This is a genomic window from Paraburkholderia fynbosensis, from assembly GCF_902859935.1.
Lineage (GTDB): Bacteria > Pseudomonadota > Gammaproteobacteria > Burkholderiales > Burkholderiaceae > Paraburkholderia > Paraburkholderia fynbosensis.
In genome coordinates, this window is sequence record NZ_CADIKI010000020.1 from 56,239 (window position 1) to 71,315 (window position 15,077).

Genomic DNA, 15,077 nt, shown 5'->3' on the forward strand with positions numbered 1-15,077 from the left:
CAAGGCTGAGTCGCATTGGCTTGTCGAAGGCAAGTACCCCTCTGATAAGAATCGGGGCATGCACTCTAACCGGGACAGAAAACGCCGCAATGGCGACATCGTAGCAGCTGTGTGCCATGAGAAAGACCGACCGCTGTGGTACGGAAATCCATCACCATGCTTTTTCCAGATGTCGGTTGCATGTGGGCCATCACGGCCGACTATCTCCCAGTCGCCCCCTGCTGCCAGACGCGCCAGACAGTACTCGAGGACAGTGCCGGCGGTGGGCTGGCGAAGCAGGCGTAACTTTTAGCGAACCACGCGCGGCCGTTGCGCACTTCCGCGGCGAAATGGATCTCGTTGTAGAAAACCGTCGAGGCCGATACCTGCTCTCCTGCCGTTTTCGTCCTGTCGATATGTTGTCCACTTTCTTCCTGAAAGCAGTGCGGTTGGATCGCTCGTGGACCTCCCGCACCATATCTCGGCACCGCATTATTGAATGGCTCTCGGCTTCGCAAAAACAGCACTGCTTTTGATTTTCGTCTGCTCGATGCAGGCACGCTCCTGTCCTGCTTCGTAGTGGCGTTCGCGTGTCGAATAGATCCGTCCGGGCATGGAAGGTCCGTCCGCGGGGCGGCTATGTCACTTTTTGTTTGGTTCCCCGAGGCATGAACCAAGTTTCCGGGCAGTCCCATTCCTAAGGAGGAGTCGATGTCGTTCGCAATAGAACAACTCGCGGTGGTCGGTGTGACGAAACTGTTATTCCGGCGGAGCGAGCAATATGGCGGTGTGGCGTAGATGCTGATTCGTGGCACCGACGCGAGGCATCGGGAAATACTTCGGAAAAGAATACTCAGCCGCGCAGACCGTGCACCAACGTGCTTTCTTGCCCGGTGTGTTCGAGATCGGGAACACGCTTGACGTCTACATAGGCTCACCGACGCATGCGAGGTAGAGGACGCAGCACGTAAAGGCCATTCGGTGGCAAAGAGATCAACCCAAGTCCGGACGCGAGTGGTATCCGGTTCATTCCCCGAAAAAACATCCCTAACTATCAAGGACTTTGAAGTTTGAATCTTTCTGGGAAACTCCAATTCATACATTACAAAACACTAACATAAATTGAATTTCTTCACGAGCCTTCAACTTTGCGCCGGAGGTTCACCCCCTCTGCGCAACGTTCTGCAACACGCACCTCAAGTAAACCTTCAAGTTTACGAGTTTACCGGCTATTATTCGCCGAAATCGCACGTCATCGAACTTCGGTGATTTCCGCGATTTTCGATGACAACACCACTTTGCAGGTATCTCATGGCTATTAAGGAACTGTCGCCGCCTCGCAAGGCTATCGGTATTGACCAACTGATCGCCATTGCTGACCGGGCGGAAGCGACGCTCGCGCAGCTGAGGGACGATCTCCTTGAGCCTTGGCCTAGAAAGATGGCGCCCATGCTCACGGCATCTCGCGTGGCCAAGCTGTGCAAGATTGAGCGCACGCAGGTCCAGTACCTCTGTACTCGGGGCAACAAGAGGGGAGAGTATCCCACGGGCACCCTCACCGGCAATGGACGCAATCGCGAATTCACGCTCGCGGACGCTCAGCAGTTTGTCAGGCTCGCGGGCCCGTACAAGCCTCGACCGCAAGGCGCTCCCGGCATCGCAATGGCCGTTGGCAACTTCAAAGGAGGGGTTGGGAAAACCACCAGCGCCGTGGCGATTGCTCAGGGACTTACCCTTCACGGCCACAAGGTTCTGCTAATCGACCTCGACCCGCAGGCTTCCTCGACGACCCTGATGGGTTACGTTCCCACGCCCGAAGTCACCGAAGAGATGACGGTGATGCCACTCGTCTATGAGGAACAGCCCGATCTGAACTACGCGATCATCCCTAGCTACTGGGACGGTCTCGACTTCATTCCGGCCTGTCCTGCGCTGTTCGGCGCGGACTTCTACCTTCCAAACCGGCAATCAAAAGATCCTACCTATCAGTTCTGGCAGGTGCTGGAACGTGCAATGGGTCCTATTCGAGAGAAGTACGACGTGATCGTGATCGATACACCGCCGAGCCTAGCCTACCTCGCGACCAGCTGCTTTATGTCGAGCGACGGCCTTGTCGTTCCGCTACCGCCGGAGACACTTGACTATGCGTCAAGCGCGTCTTTTTTCAGACAGTTCGCGGATCTGTTCAAAGCGCTGTCCGACGATCGAGATGTCAAGAAAGAGTTCGCCTTCATCAGCATTTTCCTTTCCAAAGTCAAGCCGCGAGTCGATGCGACTGACGTGGTCCGCTCGTGGATACAGCAGACCTATCCGGAGCTACTGGGTCGAGCGGAAATTCAGGACTCGCCAGTGGTCAAGAACGCGGCGGCTGAGTTCAAGACTATCTACGACATACCAGCACTGAGCGCGTACAACCACGCCATTGATTCGTTCGACGCCATGGTCGACGAGATTGAAAGCCATGTTCAAGGCGCGTGGGCTTCGCACTTTGTGAAGGAGAAGGAGAAAGCGCATGTCGAGTAAGCTGAAGGAACGCCTAATGGCGCGTACCGCCGGAGTCGCTGAGAGAGCTGAGTCTGCAGCAGCAGCACGCCTTCCCGAGGCTCAGCCACGCGCGAGTACGATGCCGGCGCAATTGGGTGCCTTTCGCCTCGAAGCCCGAGAGTATCAAGAACGGATCCAGCAATTGCAGGAACAGTTGGAAGCGGCCAAGCGAAACGGTAGGGGGTCAATGAAGGTGCCGTTGTCGGACCTCCACGAGGTTCCTGGACGCCGCCGCTACAAATCGCCGGAAGCGTACGCAGAGCTAAGAGAGAATCTTCGCCATAACGAACTGATGACTCCGGTCGCGATTCGACCGCGACTTGAAGGCGGTTTCGAGATTGTCTCGGGGCACTGGCGCACCGACTCCTATCGAGAACTCGAGCGGGCCGAGATCGACTGCGTGCTCAGCGACTCAACCGAGGACCAGGCGGCATTAGGCGCGTTTTACGCCAACCTCCTGCAGTCCGACCTAACCGATTACGAGAAGTATCTCGGCTTCAAGGACATCCGCCAACGCTTCCCAGGCATCACACAGGCAAAGATGGCAGAACAGGCCGGGGTGGGGGAATCAGTTGTTTCGGCACTGATGGCGTTTGACGATCTCCCGGCGGAAGTTCTTGCCTTACTTAACGAGAAGCCCAGTCTGATGGGCGCAACCTCCGGCTATGCGTTGGCGCGCCTCGTCAGGACGGGGAAGGCTGATCGGGTGGTTCTCGCAGCACAGCGGCTGGCTAACAAAGAGCTGGATGAAGGCCAAGCCGTGAAGTTCGCGAGCGCCGATCCTTCGAAACACAAGGCGCCCCCTATCGCCTCGTCTTTCAAGATCAGGGCTGGGCGCGGCACATACTGTGACGTCCGGCAGGCAAAAAATGTGGTGCGATTGGAGTTCCAGTCAGAAGCGGAAGCCCAAGCGGTTCAGTCAGCCCTGAAAGAGGTCTTGGAGAAAAGTGCAGCAGCGGCTCAGGATGCTCAAACCAGCAACCCTGAAAAATAACTCTTTAAAATCAATGACTTTAAAGTTTAAAGGTTCCCGGCCGGCTCGTGCTCGGGTGATCAGGAGCAAAGGAAGATGAGCGGATAACAGGGCATAAAAGACAAAAGCCTCCGGTTGGCGCCGGAGGCTTTTGAATAAGGGCTTGCTGTTCGCTCGCCCGGCTGCACTTCCCGACGGCAAATCGGGTAAGGGCTAGACACCTCGAAGTGTAGCCGAACGAATCCGACAGTCAAGCGTACTCCATCCATTTTTCAGAAATGGACGCTGGATATGTCTATCGCGCAACACCTCGTTGCTGGCGAGGAAGGGTTACGCCCTGCCTCTTTTGAAGCTAGCGACGCCAACCCTTCCGCCACTTCTGGTGACGCGGTCGCTCTTAACTCGGACTCGGTCAACTTACCGTGGGTTATTCTTCGGGCCGTCCACCGCGCTTCGCGACTCCATGGGGTGCCTGCTCGGGCGCGCTCGCTGTTAGCCGCCCTTGCCCGAACGGTTGACGCGTCGAACCCGTACGGTTGCATTTTCGCCCGGCGCGAACTCCTGACGGAGCGTGCGATGCAATCCGAACGGACCTTCTATCGCAGCCTTGACGACTTGGAAGCTGCCGGTCTCATTGACCGGCGGCCGCAGCGTCGCTATGTAGAGGCGGGACTCTTCGGTCGAGCATACCTTCACCTCACAGAACGAGCCGCCGTCATTCTTGGGCTGGTTGAAGAGCCCGTACGTGTTGTAGAAGTCATCGATGCGCCGCAGGTCAAGATCGAGTCATCAAGCAGCAATGCTGTAGTGCCGCAGACTGCTGCGCACGCAGCTGAAGCTTTTCCCCATCGGTCTGCCACATTGGCAGACGGTGGTATATATAAGGATCTTTGCCCTACTGCTTTTCAAAAGAGACAACCGGGGCAACTGCCTGCGGACCTTCAGCGCCTGTGTCCCCTGGGTTTTCGGAAATTTCTAATTTTCAAATTGATGCGCGAAGCGCGGAAGCAGGGCAAGCGACTCTCCGATGTTGTCGAGGCAACCTGGGAGCACCTCAAAAAAGCCGACCGCCCAATCTGCTACCTGCAGGCTCTGCTTCGTAGCACCGCTGACTTTGAGTTCCAGGTCCGCAGCCGCGATGCCGAACGCGACGCCTCTCGTGCTGCGGCTGCGGAACAGGAAACAGCTGAGGCGCTGGTGGCCCAGTTCGCCGGCCAGTCGTTCGTGGATACGAATGGCGAGCACAAGCTCGTGGTTGATGCTGACGGAATGTCGCTGTCGGTCTACAGCGTGGAGGAAGGCGTGGCGCGCCGGGAGGCCGGGGCGTGGCAAACTCGTTTTGCGAAGGCTTTGCGTGCAGGCCAGATCCGGGTGGCCACCGCCGCGGACCTTGACGCGTTTGCCCCGACGCGTCGCCAGATAAACGCGCCCTTCCGGACGGCTGCCGACATCCCCCGCGTCGCAACGGCGGCTGTCACCGACCACCTGGCGCTTTTGCGTGGTGCTCTGAGCCGGTTCGCCCCGGCTCGGGCAAGAGTGGTCTGAGCGGACCGCAGGCGCGAGATGAGCAGATCGACCCGAGCTTTCGAGGTGACTGTGAGGCGGTAGTTTGCGGCGGAGCAGGTGCCACGAAGCCTTCATCTGCACGCTGCCTTGGGGCCGTGGCAATCCGTTCGAAAGACACAGGATGTGTGGCGCTACCGGGCCCCGCGTGCACGAGCCAGGGCTGTTGCCAGAGCGCGCTTCAGTGGCTCGTCATCGACGTACTGGTTGAAGGTCCGTAGGTCCGAATGACCCATGTTCTCGAGCGCGGCGCGCGCATCCAGCCCGTTGCTGACGGCTGCCGCCAGTCCCTTTGCGTACGAATGGCGCAGCCAGTGGGTTGACGCGGTCTCGAACCGTTCCGCGTCGATGCGGCGCCGGTGCGCACGGGCGTAGGCAAGGGCCTCGTCGCACAGACCGGTAATGAGGTTCCAGACGCCGGTGCGACTGCGCAGCCCTTTCCATATTCCAAATCTGGTGCGCCGGACTGACAGCAGCAGCGGCAGTGTCTCGTCCGGGGCAGGTACTGGCGACAGTCCGTAGGCCATCCGGTACGCCTGCAGCGACAGCGCGATCTCGTCACACGGTACCCAGCGCGCCTTGCCGCCCTTGCCGTGTTCCACGCGCAGCAGCCACTGGAAGGGCGGAGCGTCCGGAAACTCCCGGCGTAATTCCGCCGGAACGGGCTCGATTTTCACGTGGCCCATCCTGCACCGGACCGCTTCCGTCGTCCGCAGCCCGGTCCGCTCGAACAGGTCGACCGCAAACAGATCGCGCGCCTTCGCGAGGCATGCCTCGCGCGAGCGTTCGGGGCGGGCGGCGATCGCCTCGCGCAGCAGCGCGGTGTCGTCCGGCGACAGGAAGCGCGGCTGCTTTTCCGGGAGGCGCCGGCCAACCGCCGGCAGACCCGCTGCCGGGTTGCGCTGCAGATAGCCCACGTCGCGCAACCAGTCGAACAGCGATGTGACGATCTTCTGGGTCTGGCCAGCCGAGCGGTCCGACAGCGGGCCGAGAAACGGCCGCCAGTCGGGCGAGCCCCGTCGCACACCCGGATTGCGGATCGCCCATGGAGCGGGTGCCTGCAGGAAGACGACGAAGGCCGTGAAGTCATCGAGGGTCCAGGCGGAGATCGGTGTGCCGGCTTGCCCCGCATACCAGAACAGCCGCTCCGCTTCGGTGCGGTACTGGGCAAGTGTCGCCGGTGAAAGCCGGCCGCGGCCGCTCGCCTTCGCGGCGAGCCAGCGGCCGACGACGTCCTCGTCGGTGAGGCCTGGCGGCAGGATCGGACTGTCAAGCCGGTTGGACTGGCCAGCGGGCCGGCTCGTAACGCCTGCGGGCCGGCCGGTGATTGCGCCGTCGAAGTTGGGGTCGCTCATCAGATTGCTCGGGGCACCAGGTCAGCCTCCCCCTCGAAGTCATCTATAACGCAACTAACGATCGAGTTCGCCGGGTTCACACCAAGCGCCACCTGCCGCGCACGCCGGCAAAGCGAGCGCCGCGCCCGCGGCGGCATCATGCGTTCGGTCTGGCGTTCTGACGCCAGCGGCCCTGGACCGTCGTTGCCGGGACGAACCGACCCGCGTGCCGAGGTGGTCTGGCACAGCGCGTCATGAGCGGGCGTCTGGAAATCCGGCAGAACAGACTGCGTGGGCGTGACGACACACGCGAAGAGCCGTCCGCACTCACTCCGAAGGGTGTCGGGCAGGAGGCCGCGCTCGAGCGGGCCGATCCGGTCTTCGCACGCGCGATGCGCCCACCGAGCGAAGAAAAGACCGGGTGGTGGTCGGGGTCGTTGTGCAATTGCGGCTCCGGTGAGTGGCGGCGGAGCCCGGAATTGGGGGGCTCCAGCGTTCAGGCACTATAGCAAACTGCTGAACATTATGCGGGTAATGTCCAGTAGAGGAAAGCACGATGATAATTAAAGGTATAAAAATACCTTGAAGGTGTGGCAAAATTTCCGGAACGTGCGGCCCCCGCCGCACCTCCGTCCCGGCCGGCAGCCGACACCACGACATCGATGACCGAACCGGCCACTGACGTGTCCATTCGCGACGCCATTTTTGAGCATGAAATGTTCACCGCCGGCAACACAGGGAGCGGAGTTGTGCCCGAAGGCATCCGCGAGGTCGAGGCGACGTGGCCGTTCGAGCCGGCGGCGGTCATCGCGGCGCTCCTGAGCCTAGCGGCCGACGGTTTCGCACAGCGGCGGGAGGGTTTCGGCGGCGATGTCCAGGAGTACTGGGAATCGACCCGTGCGGGGCAGATCGCCCGCGAGATGCGCTGGCAGCAACGCGGGCGGCGTCATCCGGCGCTTGTGTCGCAAACCGCCTCGGCCGAGGACCTGATCATCGCGGTGATCGGCAGCGGCGGGGACGAGCGCGACCCGCTGGCGAGTGGCGGCCTCGTCGAGGCCGCCCTTGGCATCTACCTGTTTCGCCTCGGTGAAACGGTTTGCGATGCCACGCTTGGTGCGCTGATCGCTCGCGGCCTGGTCCGCCGTAAGGACCATGACCTGCTCGGTTGGCCGTTCCGGCTCATGCTGACCGCGGACGGGCGTCGCCAATATGCGCACGATGTGATACCGCGGCTCGGCCTGCGTCCGCCGGCGACCATTCTGGCGCCCGTGGAGCCCGAGCGGCCGCCGTTCGAGGAGCTGGGGCTCGCGCCTGCGGAAGCCGACACCTTGCGGTTTTTCTGGGACGAAGCGGCGCGGTGCCAAGGCGCCCGGGCGTGGCTGGCCGCGACTGCGCTGTACGGCGCAATCATCGAGGCGGTGCTGCACGCATGGCTGGGCCGCAATCAAGCCGCCGCGATGACGGCCAAGGCCGCACCGCGGGATCCGAGAAGGCGCGGCGAGAAACAGCCGGTGGCCGAATGGTCGCTGGTCGATCTCATCAAGGTGGCCGGCGAACTGGATTACATCGACCCGTCCCTGCGCAGACACGCCGACGCGTTGCGCACGTCGCGTAACCTGATTCATCCCAAACTGCAGATCGAACAGCGCAGCCGGCCGGACGAGAATCTCGCGCTGATCTCACAGCAGGTGGCGCGAGCGGTGCTCCATCTGTTCGACCGCGCGACAGTGACTGGCGAGATGGCGAATGGGGGAGGGGGCCGCACATGAGCGATCTGACGATGACGGCGCGCTCGTCCGCCAGCGTAAGTGCGACATTGTGTCGAGCACGGGCGTGGCTCGCCCGCACCTGGATCAGCGAGCGGCTGCGCGCCGCAATCCAGGCCGCGTATGCGACCCAGGATTGAGACACTCGGGGTGCACCTCAGGGCCGATCACCGGCGCTCCATGAAGGGTGATGTCAACGAGCCGCGGCCGCAGGCGCACGCGCACGCGCACGCGCACTGATGAATTTTGCAAGGAAAGGCAGTATGGCGATCACAACCGCTTATCAATACCGGGTACCGGGCCAGCCCGCAACAAACCGGCGCGGCGCGCAGCCGCACTATGCGACCCGCGCCGCGATCGAGCGCAGCGGCCACGCGCCGCTGCTCGATACCGCTCTCGAGCTGGACGAAAGTCTCCTCGACGCGAACGGGTTCGCACGGCTCGACTACCTGACTTACAGGATTCATGTCAGACACGGTGCGTACGCGGGGTGGACGGCATCCGACGGCGCGCCTGCCGATGCGCGCCTGCAATTGATGGCCGGAGACTATGATGCGCGGCTGACCGCGCGTGTGTTCAATCCAGCCGCTGAAGCGGTGCGTTGCCTTCAAATCGTTGGCGCGAACCAGCGCGCAGGCGGGGATCTCTGGGTGAGGCTCGACGAGTGGCCTGAGCTCGCCCGCTTTCCCGCAGTGCCGGTGGACGCGGGGCTGGTAATCAATGGCCGCCGGCTGTCCGAGCCCGGTGAGCTCACCGCACCCGGTCTAGCGGAGTAGCACGTGTCGCGCCCCCGCCTGAACTGGCCCGACCCGCAACTGCGTGAGATCCTGGGCGCGATCGTTGCCCGCGACCGGGATTTTCCGCTGGACAACGCACGCTTCCTGGATAGCCTGGTTGACGACGTGCGTGCGGTGACCGGGCGCCTGTATGGCGCGACAACATACGCGCGGCTGCTGCGGGATCTGTCGGCGGTGACCGGCGTCACGCGACGTCCGAGCACGACGACTATCCAGAAGGCGATCGCACGTGCCCAGGCGCTCGCTCCGATCCATGTCGGGCAGACGGGTGACGCTAACTCCGCGATGCCTGACACGCACATGGTGCGCCGGTCGCTGGAACCGGTCATGCGGGATGCAATCGCGCCGCTGATGGCGCAGATGAGCGCACGGCTGGCCACCCAGATGGAACGGCTGGATACTGTCCGGGAGGACACTGCGTCCCCGCGAACCGAACCGGGCCTGCGCTTACAGCTCGCAGAGGCGTCACTGGCCGATGCGCACGCGCGTGTTGGTCGCCTCGAGCAGGACAACGCGCGCTTGCGCCGCGATCTCGGTCAGGCCGAGATGCGCGCGTCGATCGCGGAAACGCGGATCGCCGGACTGCTGGATGAGTTGCATCAGGCGATTACAAATGCCGGTTCGGGTAGTGCGGCGCTCGCAAAGGTAGCGGACCAGCTACAGGGTACCGAGCGCTTCCTGAAAGCGCAGAACGACGCGGTCCGCTTACAGGCCTCGTCCGAAGCGGAGGCGCTGCGACGTCAGGTGACGCAGTTGCGCGAGCGCATCGATCATCTGCTGCTCGAGAACGACCAGTACCGTCGCACGCTGGCGGCTCAACGCGACGCCAGGTCGCAACGATGAATGTCAGGCAGGAGCGCGAGGACGTGCGACAGCAGCGCGGAAGGCACGGACCGTTTTGGAAATCGATCATACCCATCTCGTCCGTTCGCGTCTTTAACGCCCGGTCCTGAACGACGCTAAGCGGCGGAGGACGGTGGACAGATCGCAACGATCCGCCTGGCGGTCGACAACTGTCTCTTTGGACGGCGGCAACAGCGAAGTAAATATGCTCGCTCGCTGGGTCAAACGAGTGATAGGATGTCACGCAATTCACCCCGCACCACGGATATGCAAAAAACAAACGACGAACTCGCTCTGGTTAAAAAGGCCCTGGAAATTTACGACCAGAAATACCTCGCCGAATACCTCAACATGGGAGGCGAGGGTTCGTGGTGCCGGGAAACGATCAACCGATGGGTGAACGGCAAGGCGTCGATGCGGCTCAGTCACGCTGAATACTGCGCGTTGCAGGATCTGCTTCCAAAACCGCCGAAGAGCCAGAAAGCCGATTTCGACTTTATTGACCTCTTCGCCGGGATCGGAGGAATCCGGCGCGGGTTCGAGCGTTCGGGAGGCCGGTGCGTTTTTACGAGCGAGTGGAATGAGCCAGCGGTCCGGACCTACAAGGCGAACTACTACTGCGACCCGGCCCATCACAGGTTCAACGATGACATTCGCAAGATCACGCTGAGCGACCGGGAAGATATCTCCGAGCGTCAGGCGTACCAGAACATTGACGCGGAGATTCCTGATCACGACGTGCTGCTTGCGGGCTTTCCGTGCCAACCTTTTTCGATCGCCGGCGTTTCGAAAAAGAATGCGCTCGGCCGCGTTCATGGTTTCGAATGCAAAACGCAGGGCACCCTGTTCTTTGATGTCGCGCGGATCATCGCCGCGAAGCAACCTGCCGCATTCGTGCTCGAAAATGTGAAGAACCTGAAGAGTCACGACAAAGGGCGGACGTTCAAGATCATCGTTGATACGCTACTTGAACTCGGATACTGGATCGCGGATGTCGATGCATCTGGCGCGACTGATCCAAAGATTGTCGACGGTGCGCACTTTGTGCCGCAGCATCGTGAACGTATCGTGCTGGTTGGATTCCGGAAAGATCTCGATGTGCACGACGGGTTCACACTTAGCGATATCCGCAAGCAGTTTCCGAAGAAACGGCCGTCGCTTGCCGAACTCCTGGAACCTGCTGTGGAGGACAAGTACGTCCTGACGCCCAAGCTATGGGAGTACCTCTTCAACTATTCGATCAAGCACAAGGCGAAGGGCAACGGATTTGGCTACGGTCTCGTAACTGGCTCCGATGTCACGAGGACCCTGTCTGCGCGTTACTACAAGGATGGATCGGAAATCCTGATCGACAGAGGTTTCTCTCCGCGAAAGGACTTTTTCCACCCGGACAACCTGCGTAACCGTCCCCGACGTCTCACGCCCCGTGAATGTGCAAGGTTGATGGGATACGACGGTCCGGGAGAGGGCAGTTTCAGGATTCCTGTGTCAGATACGCAGGCTTACAAGCAGTTTGGTAACTCCGTGATCGTGCCGGTGTTTGCTGCTGTCGCCAAGCTGATGAGGTCGAGGATCCTTGAAGCGAAACGTCTATCGTCGCGCCCGTCAGCGCCGCGTGAAATCATGGTCGCGGCCTAGACTCCAGGGACCTGACAGTCTGAAAAGCATGAGCGTCAAGGGGGCGCGCAGCTTCGCGCTCCCTGTGAATGCACCATACAGAGAAAAACTGAGAGACGGGGCGCGATATGGCGATCGCTGGCAATTGGCCGGAAATCCAGAAGTGGATCAGCCGAAGTTCGGTTTTGTTCATCAAGAAACTCTCGCGAAACGACTGCGGTTGGGCTGATGACCGCACGAAAGGCCATCAGAACGGGCCCTACATTCCCGGAGAGATTCGCGAAGCCGGCTTTTTCCCCAATCTGGCAAACGTCAACACGGGCAAGCCGCATATCTTCGAGGCGGCCGTCCGCACGTTGTGGCCTGACACTGGCGAGATAAAGTCATCCAACCTGAAGCACTATTCGAACAAAGGTCACGAGATGCATCTGACCGGCGTGCCGAAAAGTGAGTTTGCCGGGCTGACACCTGCATCGCTTCTCATGGTCGGCAAGCTGACGGAGGAAGTGAGCGGGTGCCGCTACTGTTTGATGACAATCGACTCGGGCGGTGAAGACGCGGAACTTCTCGAATCCGCATTTGATCTGGGTGCCGACTTTCATTTCGGCCTGTTCGATCCACGTCAGGCGTTGACGCCGCCGAAGGACGAAACCGAAGCACTGATTGAAGAGCTATCGCGGTTCTTCAACGAAGGGCGCCTTCCCGAGTTCATCGCGTCGGTGTCCAGGTTGCCCGCGCCTTCCGTACTGGCTGAGGGGGCTCAGCAGATCTTCATCGCCGAACAGGGCCTCCAGAGTCTCGATCCTTATGCCATCGAGAATCCTGGCGATGCGATCATGAAGATCAGTCGCGATATCGAGTACACACTGTACAAACGGGCCGAGTTGCGCCATCGCGCCGCTGAAGTCCTTCGCATCGTCACCTCGGAAGGGCAGGACATTGTAACTGCGGTCGTCCGCGGTTTTCCCCTGCTGGACGCCACGTTCCTGAGTGCAAGCCAGCATCGCAAGTCTCGCGCCGGCCGATCGTTTGAGCAACATATTGCGAGAGCGCTCCGTGACGGGAGTATTCCATTCGACGAGCAGGCAGTGACCGGAGGGCGTCGGCCAGACTTCGTGCTGCCATCGCTCGTAACTCTCCAGTCGCTTGAGCGCAAATTTGACGAGGCAGCCGTGTTGTCGGCGAAAACCACGTTGCGGGAACGCTGGAAACAGGTCACGCTCGAGAAGTTCAACGCTGCGCTGTTTCTCGCGACAGTCGACGATCGTGTATCTTCCGAGGCAATTGATGACATGGGACGACAGGACATCTGCCTGGTCGTGCCTGAATCACTGAAGAATTCCAAAGAAACGTGCTACAAGGGGAAGGACAACGTGATCACCTTCCGAAACTTCTTTCGGGAGGAGATAGCGGTGAAACGGCCCGGACTTAAGGGTAGCAAGTCGGTCGTAGTCGTGGACGACGCCTCTCGGGCGGCTGACCTTTTCAGTTTTGAATTACCACGAGGGTCGCTGTCGTAACGCACGCCTGGGTTGGCGATAAGCAAACTGACTGACAAAGATCAGGGGGCAGCGAACCAGTCCGTCGTCGGGTGGAAGCGATGCTGCCCTTCCCCTGAATAAGCTGCCTTCAGTCACGACCGCTGCTCTGGAAGTGCGGGATAAGCAAATGGCGGATACAACCGTTGTCCTAATGACCTCGGCATACTTCAAAAGTTCAGGAGGTCAGCCAACGCCAGATCGCCCGCAAGCGTCCCCACCGGTTGACCTTTTGTATTTTCGGCAATTCTGTAGAGGGTGCTACGTCGCGCGTGTAAGCAACGCTGTCCGCAGAACGATGTAGCGTGTGAAGATCGCGCTGGTCGCGCGCGAATACAGTTTTAGCCTGCATCTTCGATAACGGCGTGCACCAGACCACACGGTTGTTGCGTATGAGGTAGTGCGACATGCAGGTCATCGCTCCGTTTCCGATCGACGGATGCAACGTCGCGTACCCGTGTGAGACTTCAGCTTGCCACTCGGCGGCCGAGAGCGGAGTAACAACTTTTTCCCCACACCCGCAGCAACATAAGTGAACTGCCGCACGATATTTGTTGCTGATATAAAGTCGCCCGGGCTGGAGGTCGCGGGGCGCCAGCTCAACTAGCTCAGGCGTGATCTGGTGGAGTCGCATTCTGGTCTTCCGATTTTTCGCTTCGTGCGAGTGCCATTGTGTTCGTAACGAACTCGAGCTGATGCCAATCCCAATTCATTGCGTAGAAGCCGAAATGTTGCTTCCACCGCATGACGGCCAAGATAGCGTTAAGTGCGTTTGCATCGGCGATCTGAATGTTCTGGTCGTAGAGCGCATCGCCGGCGTCTTCCATCGTCGGAGCGCGTTCGAAAAAATGCTTGCGCATGGTCGGGCTGGCCATGGTAACGCGGCAAGTTCCGTAGATCTGTTCCTTCTTCGAGAGGGACATATCCATCCCGCAGTCGATAAAGGTCACGCCGCAGTCAATGAGATGGGCGCAAACTAATTTGCGTGCCGGCCCTTTGTCGATGCATACAAAGACGAAGTCGAATTGAGCCAGCAAGCCAACGTTAGCCTCGGTTATGTATGCAGGATGAGCGACGATGCCGGTGTGCATCGCATCGTACATGTCGCGAAAATGCGCGACCTTCATCTTCCCGAAATCAGCTTCACATGCTGCTGAAGGTGCGCGAAACGCATTGTGTACTTCGAACACGTCGCCATCGAACAGGTGAATTTCGTTAACGGGTGTCTTCGCCACCTGGTCAAGTACATAAGATCCAGTTCCGCCCATGCCGACGATGGCAATGCGGAGTTTGGCCAGTTTCTGAGACACCATCTCAAACCTGCCGCGTGTCGAAGAGGCGTCCGGATACCGGAAAGGATCCTTTCGAGCTTCCACCTGCACCGACCCTGCCGCTAACGGCTGGGTGCATTGAGGATCAATCACGCGCGCCTGATCCGTGATGATCCGCCAGTAATGCATCAGCTGGTCAAAGTGTGTCGCATATCCGGTCCAACCTTCATTCTTGTTAGAGAAGAAGTATATGGCCGGAACCTCGGGCGCGACTAATCCCCCCGCGACCTCCGAATGCCGCAACTGCTCGAGCGGAGCGCCATTTGCGAAGGAAGGAAACGGGCCGTCGAACCACACCTGATGTGTGGCAGGCGGCGTTACCTGACTATCGGTGTAGACGAGCGTCGCGATGAGAGTTCCGAGCCGCAACTGTCGCTGATGGTCAACGACAGGCACGTCATGCAGAAGCAGGTAAGAACCTTGCACCGATACACGCAGCCCCGCCGCGACGAACGGGGCAAGCGCGGACTCAAGAACGGCCGGTTTTGCGGACATTGCACACCATCCCTTGTTTGATAGCCACGGGTTTATCGCCACGCGCAAACGAAATGATTTCGCCTTCCATGTACTCGATCGTGATCGTGTAAATAATGTCCGACGTATCAGCAGGCGGGTCCTGCGGGTAGGCGAGGAAGACGAGTTCGGCGTAGCTGAGCTCGTGGTGGGGGTGCTCAACCTCGTCGAGATTGAGGATGAACTTCGGCTTGTGGTGGTCTGTGTGAGACATGACACACTCCCGGCTGAGTGTAAGTGTTAGATTTCGTGTAAGACATATGCAGTGTGTCAGATTGT

Annotated in this window: 13 protein-coding genes; 9 read left to right on the plus strand and 4 right to left on the minus strand. The window is 60.1% G+C overall.

The features are described 5' to 3' along the window. Nucleotides 1–1,290: 1,290 nt before the first annotated feature. The 3 genes from HV770_RS28160 to HV770_RS28170 all read left to right on the plus strand — a co-directional run bounded on the left by HV770_RS28160 (nucleotide 1,291) and on the right by HV770_RS28170 (nucleotide 5,041). A complete protein-coding gene (locus tag HV770_RS28160; protein WP_175164836.1) occupies nucleotides 1,291–2,502 on the plus strand; it encodes a ParA family protein in 1,212 nt (403 codons plus the stop codon). After that, entirely contained in the window at nucleotides 2,492–3,517 is a 1,026-nt protein-coding gene (locus HV770_RS28165; RefSeq protein WP_175164837.1) for a ParB/RepB/Spo0J family partition protein, read from the plus strand. The genes HV770_RS28160 and HV770_RS28165 overlap by 11 nt, the downstream gene beginning before the upstream one ends. A gap of 270 nt (nucleotides 3,518–3,787) precedes the next feature. Continuing rightward, entirely contained in the window at nucleotides 3,788–5,041 is a 1,254-nt protein-coding gene (locus tag HV770_RS28170; RefSeq protein WP_175164838.1) for a hypothetical protein, read from the plus strand. 152 nt (nucleotides 5,042–5,193) lie between these two features. On the opposite strand, the gene HV770_RS28175 is transcribed toward HV770_RS28170, so the two are convergent. After that, the gene (locus HV770_RS28175; RefSeq protein WP_175164839.1) at nucleotides 5,194–6,414 is read right to left on the minus strand and encodes a tyrosine-type recombinase/integrase; all 1,221 of its coding nucleotides are present in this window, start codon (nucleotides 6,412–6,414) and stop codon (nucleotides 5,194–5,196) included. A 641-nt stretch (nucleotides 6,415–7,055) separates the two neighbouring features. Between HV770_RS28175 and HV770_RS28180 the strand changes: the two genes are divergently transcribed. From HV770_RS28180 to HV770_RS28205, 6 genes are all read left to right on the plus strand, one after another. Continuing rightward, a complete protein-coding gene (locus HV770_RS28180) occupies nucleotides 7,056–8,162 on the plus strand; it encodes a hypothetical protein (protein WP_175164840.1) in 1,107 nt (368 codons plus the stop codon). Then, the gene (locus tag HV770_RS28185) at nucleotides 8,159–8,299 is read left to right on the plus strand and encodes a hypothetical protein (RefSeq protein WP_175164841.1); all 141 of its coding nucleotides are present in this window, start codon (nucleotides 8,159–8,161) and stop codon (nucleotides 8,297–8,299) included. The genes HV770_RS28180 and HV770_RS28185 overlap by 4 nt, the downstream gene beginning before the upstream one ends. Nucleotides 8,300–8,422: 123 nt before the next feature. Then, nucleotides 8,423–8,935: a hypothetical protein gene (locus HV770_RS28190; protein ID WP_175164842.1), complete on the plus strand. Its 513-nt coding sequence runs from the start codon at nucleotides 8,423–8,425 to the stop codon at nucleotides 8,933–8,935. A gap of 3 nt (nucleotides 8,936–8,938) precedes the next feature. Further along, nucleotides 8,939–9,799 (plus strand): hypothetical protein, encoded by an 861-nt coding sequence (locus tag HV770_RS28195; protein WP_175164843.1) that lies wholly within the window; start codon nucleotides 8,939–8,941, stop codon nucleotides 9,797–9,799. Between the two features lie 237 nt (nucleotides 9,800–10,036). Beyond that, complete coding sequence (dcm, locus tag HV770_RS28200) at nucleotides 10,037–11,437, plus strand: DNA (cytosine-5-)-methyltransferase (RefSeq protein ID WP_246291233.1); 1,401 nt, start codon at nucleotides 10,037–10,039, stop codon at nucleotides 11,435–11,437. Between the two features lie 107 nt (nucleotides 11,438–11,544). After that, on the plus strand, nucleotides 11,545–12,936 hold the full coding sequence (locus HV770_RS28205) for a type II restriction endonuclease (RefSeq protein WP_175164844.1): 1,392 nt from the start codon (nucleotides 11,545–11,547) through the stop codon (nucleotides 12,934–12,936). A 196-nt stretch (nucleotides 12,937–13,132) separates the two neighbouring features. Here HV770_RS28205 and HV770_RS39450 read toward each other — a convergent pair whose 3' ends face one another. From HV770_RS39450 to HV770_RS28215, 3 genes are read right to left on the minus strand one after another with little or no spacing between them, the layout of a single operon-like run. Further along, the gene (locus tag HV770_RS39450) at nucleotides 13,133–13,588 is read right to left on the minus strand and encodes a ubiquitination-like system serine protease family protein (RefSeq protein ID WP_281366236.1); all 456 of its coding nucleotides are present in this window, start codon (nucleotides 13,586–13,588) and stop codon (nucleotides 13,133–13,135) included. Next, on the minus strand, nucleotides 13,563–14,780 hold the full coding sequence (locus tag HV770_RS28210; protein WP_175164845.1) for a ThiF family adenylyltransferase: 1,218 nt from the start codon (nucleotides 14,778–14,780) through the stop codon (nucleotides 13,563–13,565). Before HV770_RS28210 ends, HV770_RS39450 begins: the two co-directional genes overlap by 26 nt. Next, the gene (locus tag HV770_RS28215) at nucleotides 14,755–15,012 is read right to left on the minus strand and encodes a hypothetical protein (protein ID WP_175164846.1); all 258 of its coding nucleotides are present in this window, start codon (nucleotides 15,010–15,012) and stop codon (nucleotides 14,755–14,757) included. Before HV770_RS28215 ends, HV770_RS28210 begins: the two co-directional genes overlap by 26 nt. Nucleotides 15,013–15,077 lie beyond the last annotated feature (65 nt).

Excerpts from the sequence above, each read along its gene's own strand:
- HV770_RS28160 (WP_175164836.1), top strand. The coding sequence starts at position 1,291 with ATGGCTATTAAGGAACTGTCGCCGCCTCGCAAGGCTATCGGTATTGAC.
- HV770_RS28165 (WP_175164837.1), top strand. The coding sequence starts at position 2,492 with ATGTCGAGTAAGCTGAAGGAACGCCTAATGGCGCGTACCGCCGGAGTC.
- HV770_RS28170 (WP_175164838.1), top strand. The coding sequence starts at position 3,788 with ATGTCTATCGCGCAACACCTCGTTGCTGGCGAGGAAGGGTTACGCCCT.
- HV770_RS28175 (WP_175164839.1), bottom strand. The coding sequence starts at position 6,414 with ATGAGCGACCCCAACTTCGACGGCGCAATCACCGGCCGGCCCGCAGGC.
- HV770_RS28180 (WP_175164840.1), top strand. The coding sequence starts at position 7,056 with ATGACCGAACCGGCCACTGACGTGTCCATTCGCGACGCCATTTTTGAG.
- HV770_RS28185 (WP_175164841.1), top strand. The coding sequence starts at position 8,159 with ATGAGCGATCTGACGATGACGGCGCGCTCGTCCGCCAGCGTAAGTGCG.
- HV770_RS28190 (WP_175164842.1), top strand. The coding sequence starts at position 8,423 with ATGGCGATCACAACCGCTTATCAATACCGGGTACCGGGCCAGCCCGCA.
- dcm (WP_246291233.1), top strand. The coding sequence starts at position 10,037 with ATGTCACGCAATTCACCCCGCACCACGGATATGCAAAAAACAAACGAC.
- HV770_RS28205 (WP_175164844.1), top strand. The coding sequence starts at position 11,545 with ATGGCGATCGCTGGCAATTGGCCGGAAATCCAGAAGTGGATCAGCCGA.
- HV770_RS39450 (WP_281366236.1), bottom strand. The coding sequence starts at position 13,588 with ATGCGACTCCACCAGATCACGCCTGAGCTAGTTGAGCTGGCGCCCCGC.
- HV770_RS28210 (WP_175164845.1), bottom strand. The coding sequence starts at position 14,780 with ATGTCCGCAAAACCGGCCGTTCTTGAGTCCGCGCTTGCCCCGTTCGTC.
- HV770_RS28215 (WP_175164846.1), bottom strand. The coding sequence starts at position 15,012 with ATGTCTCACACAGACCACCACAAGCCGAAGTTCATCCTCAATCTCGAC.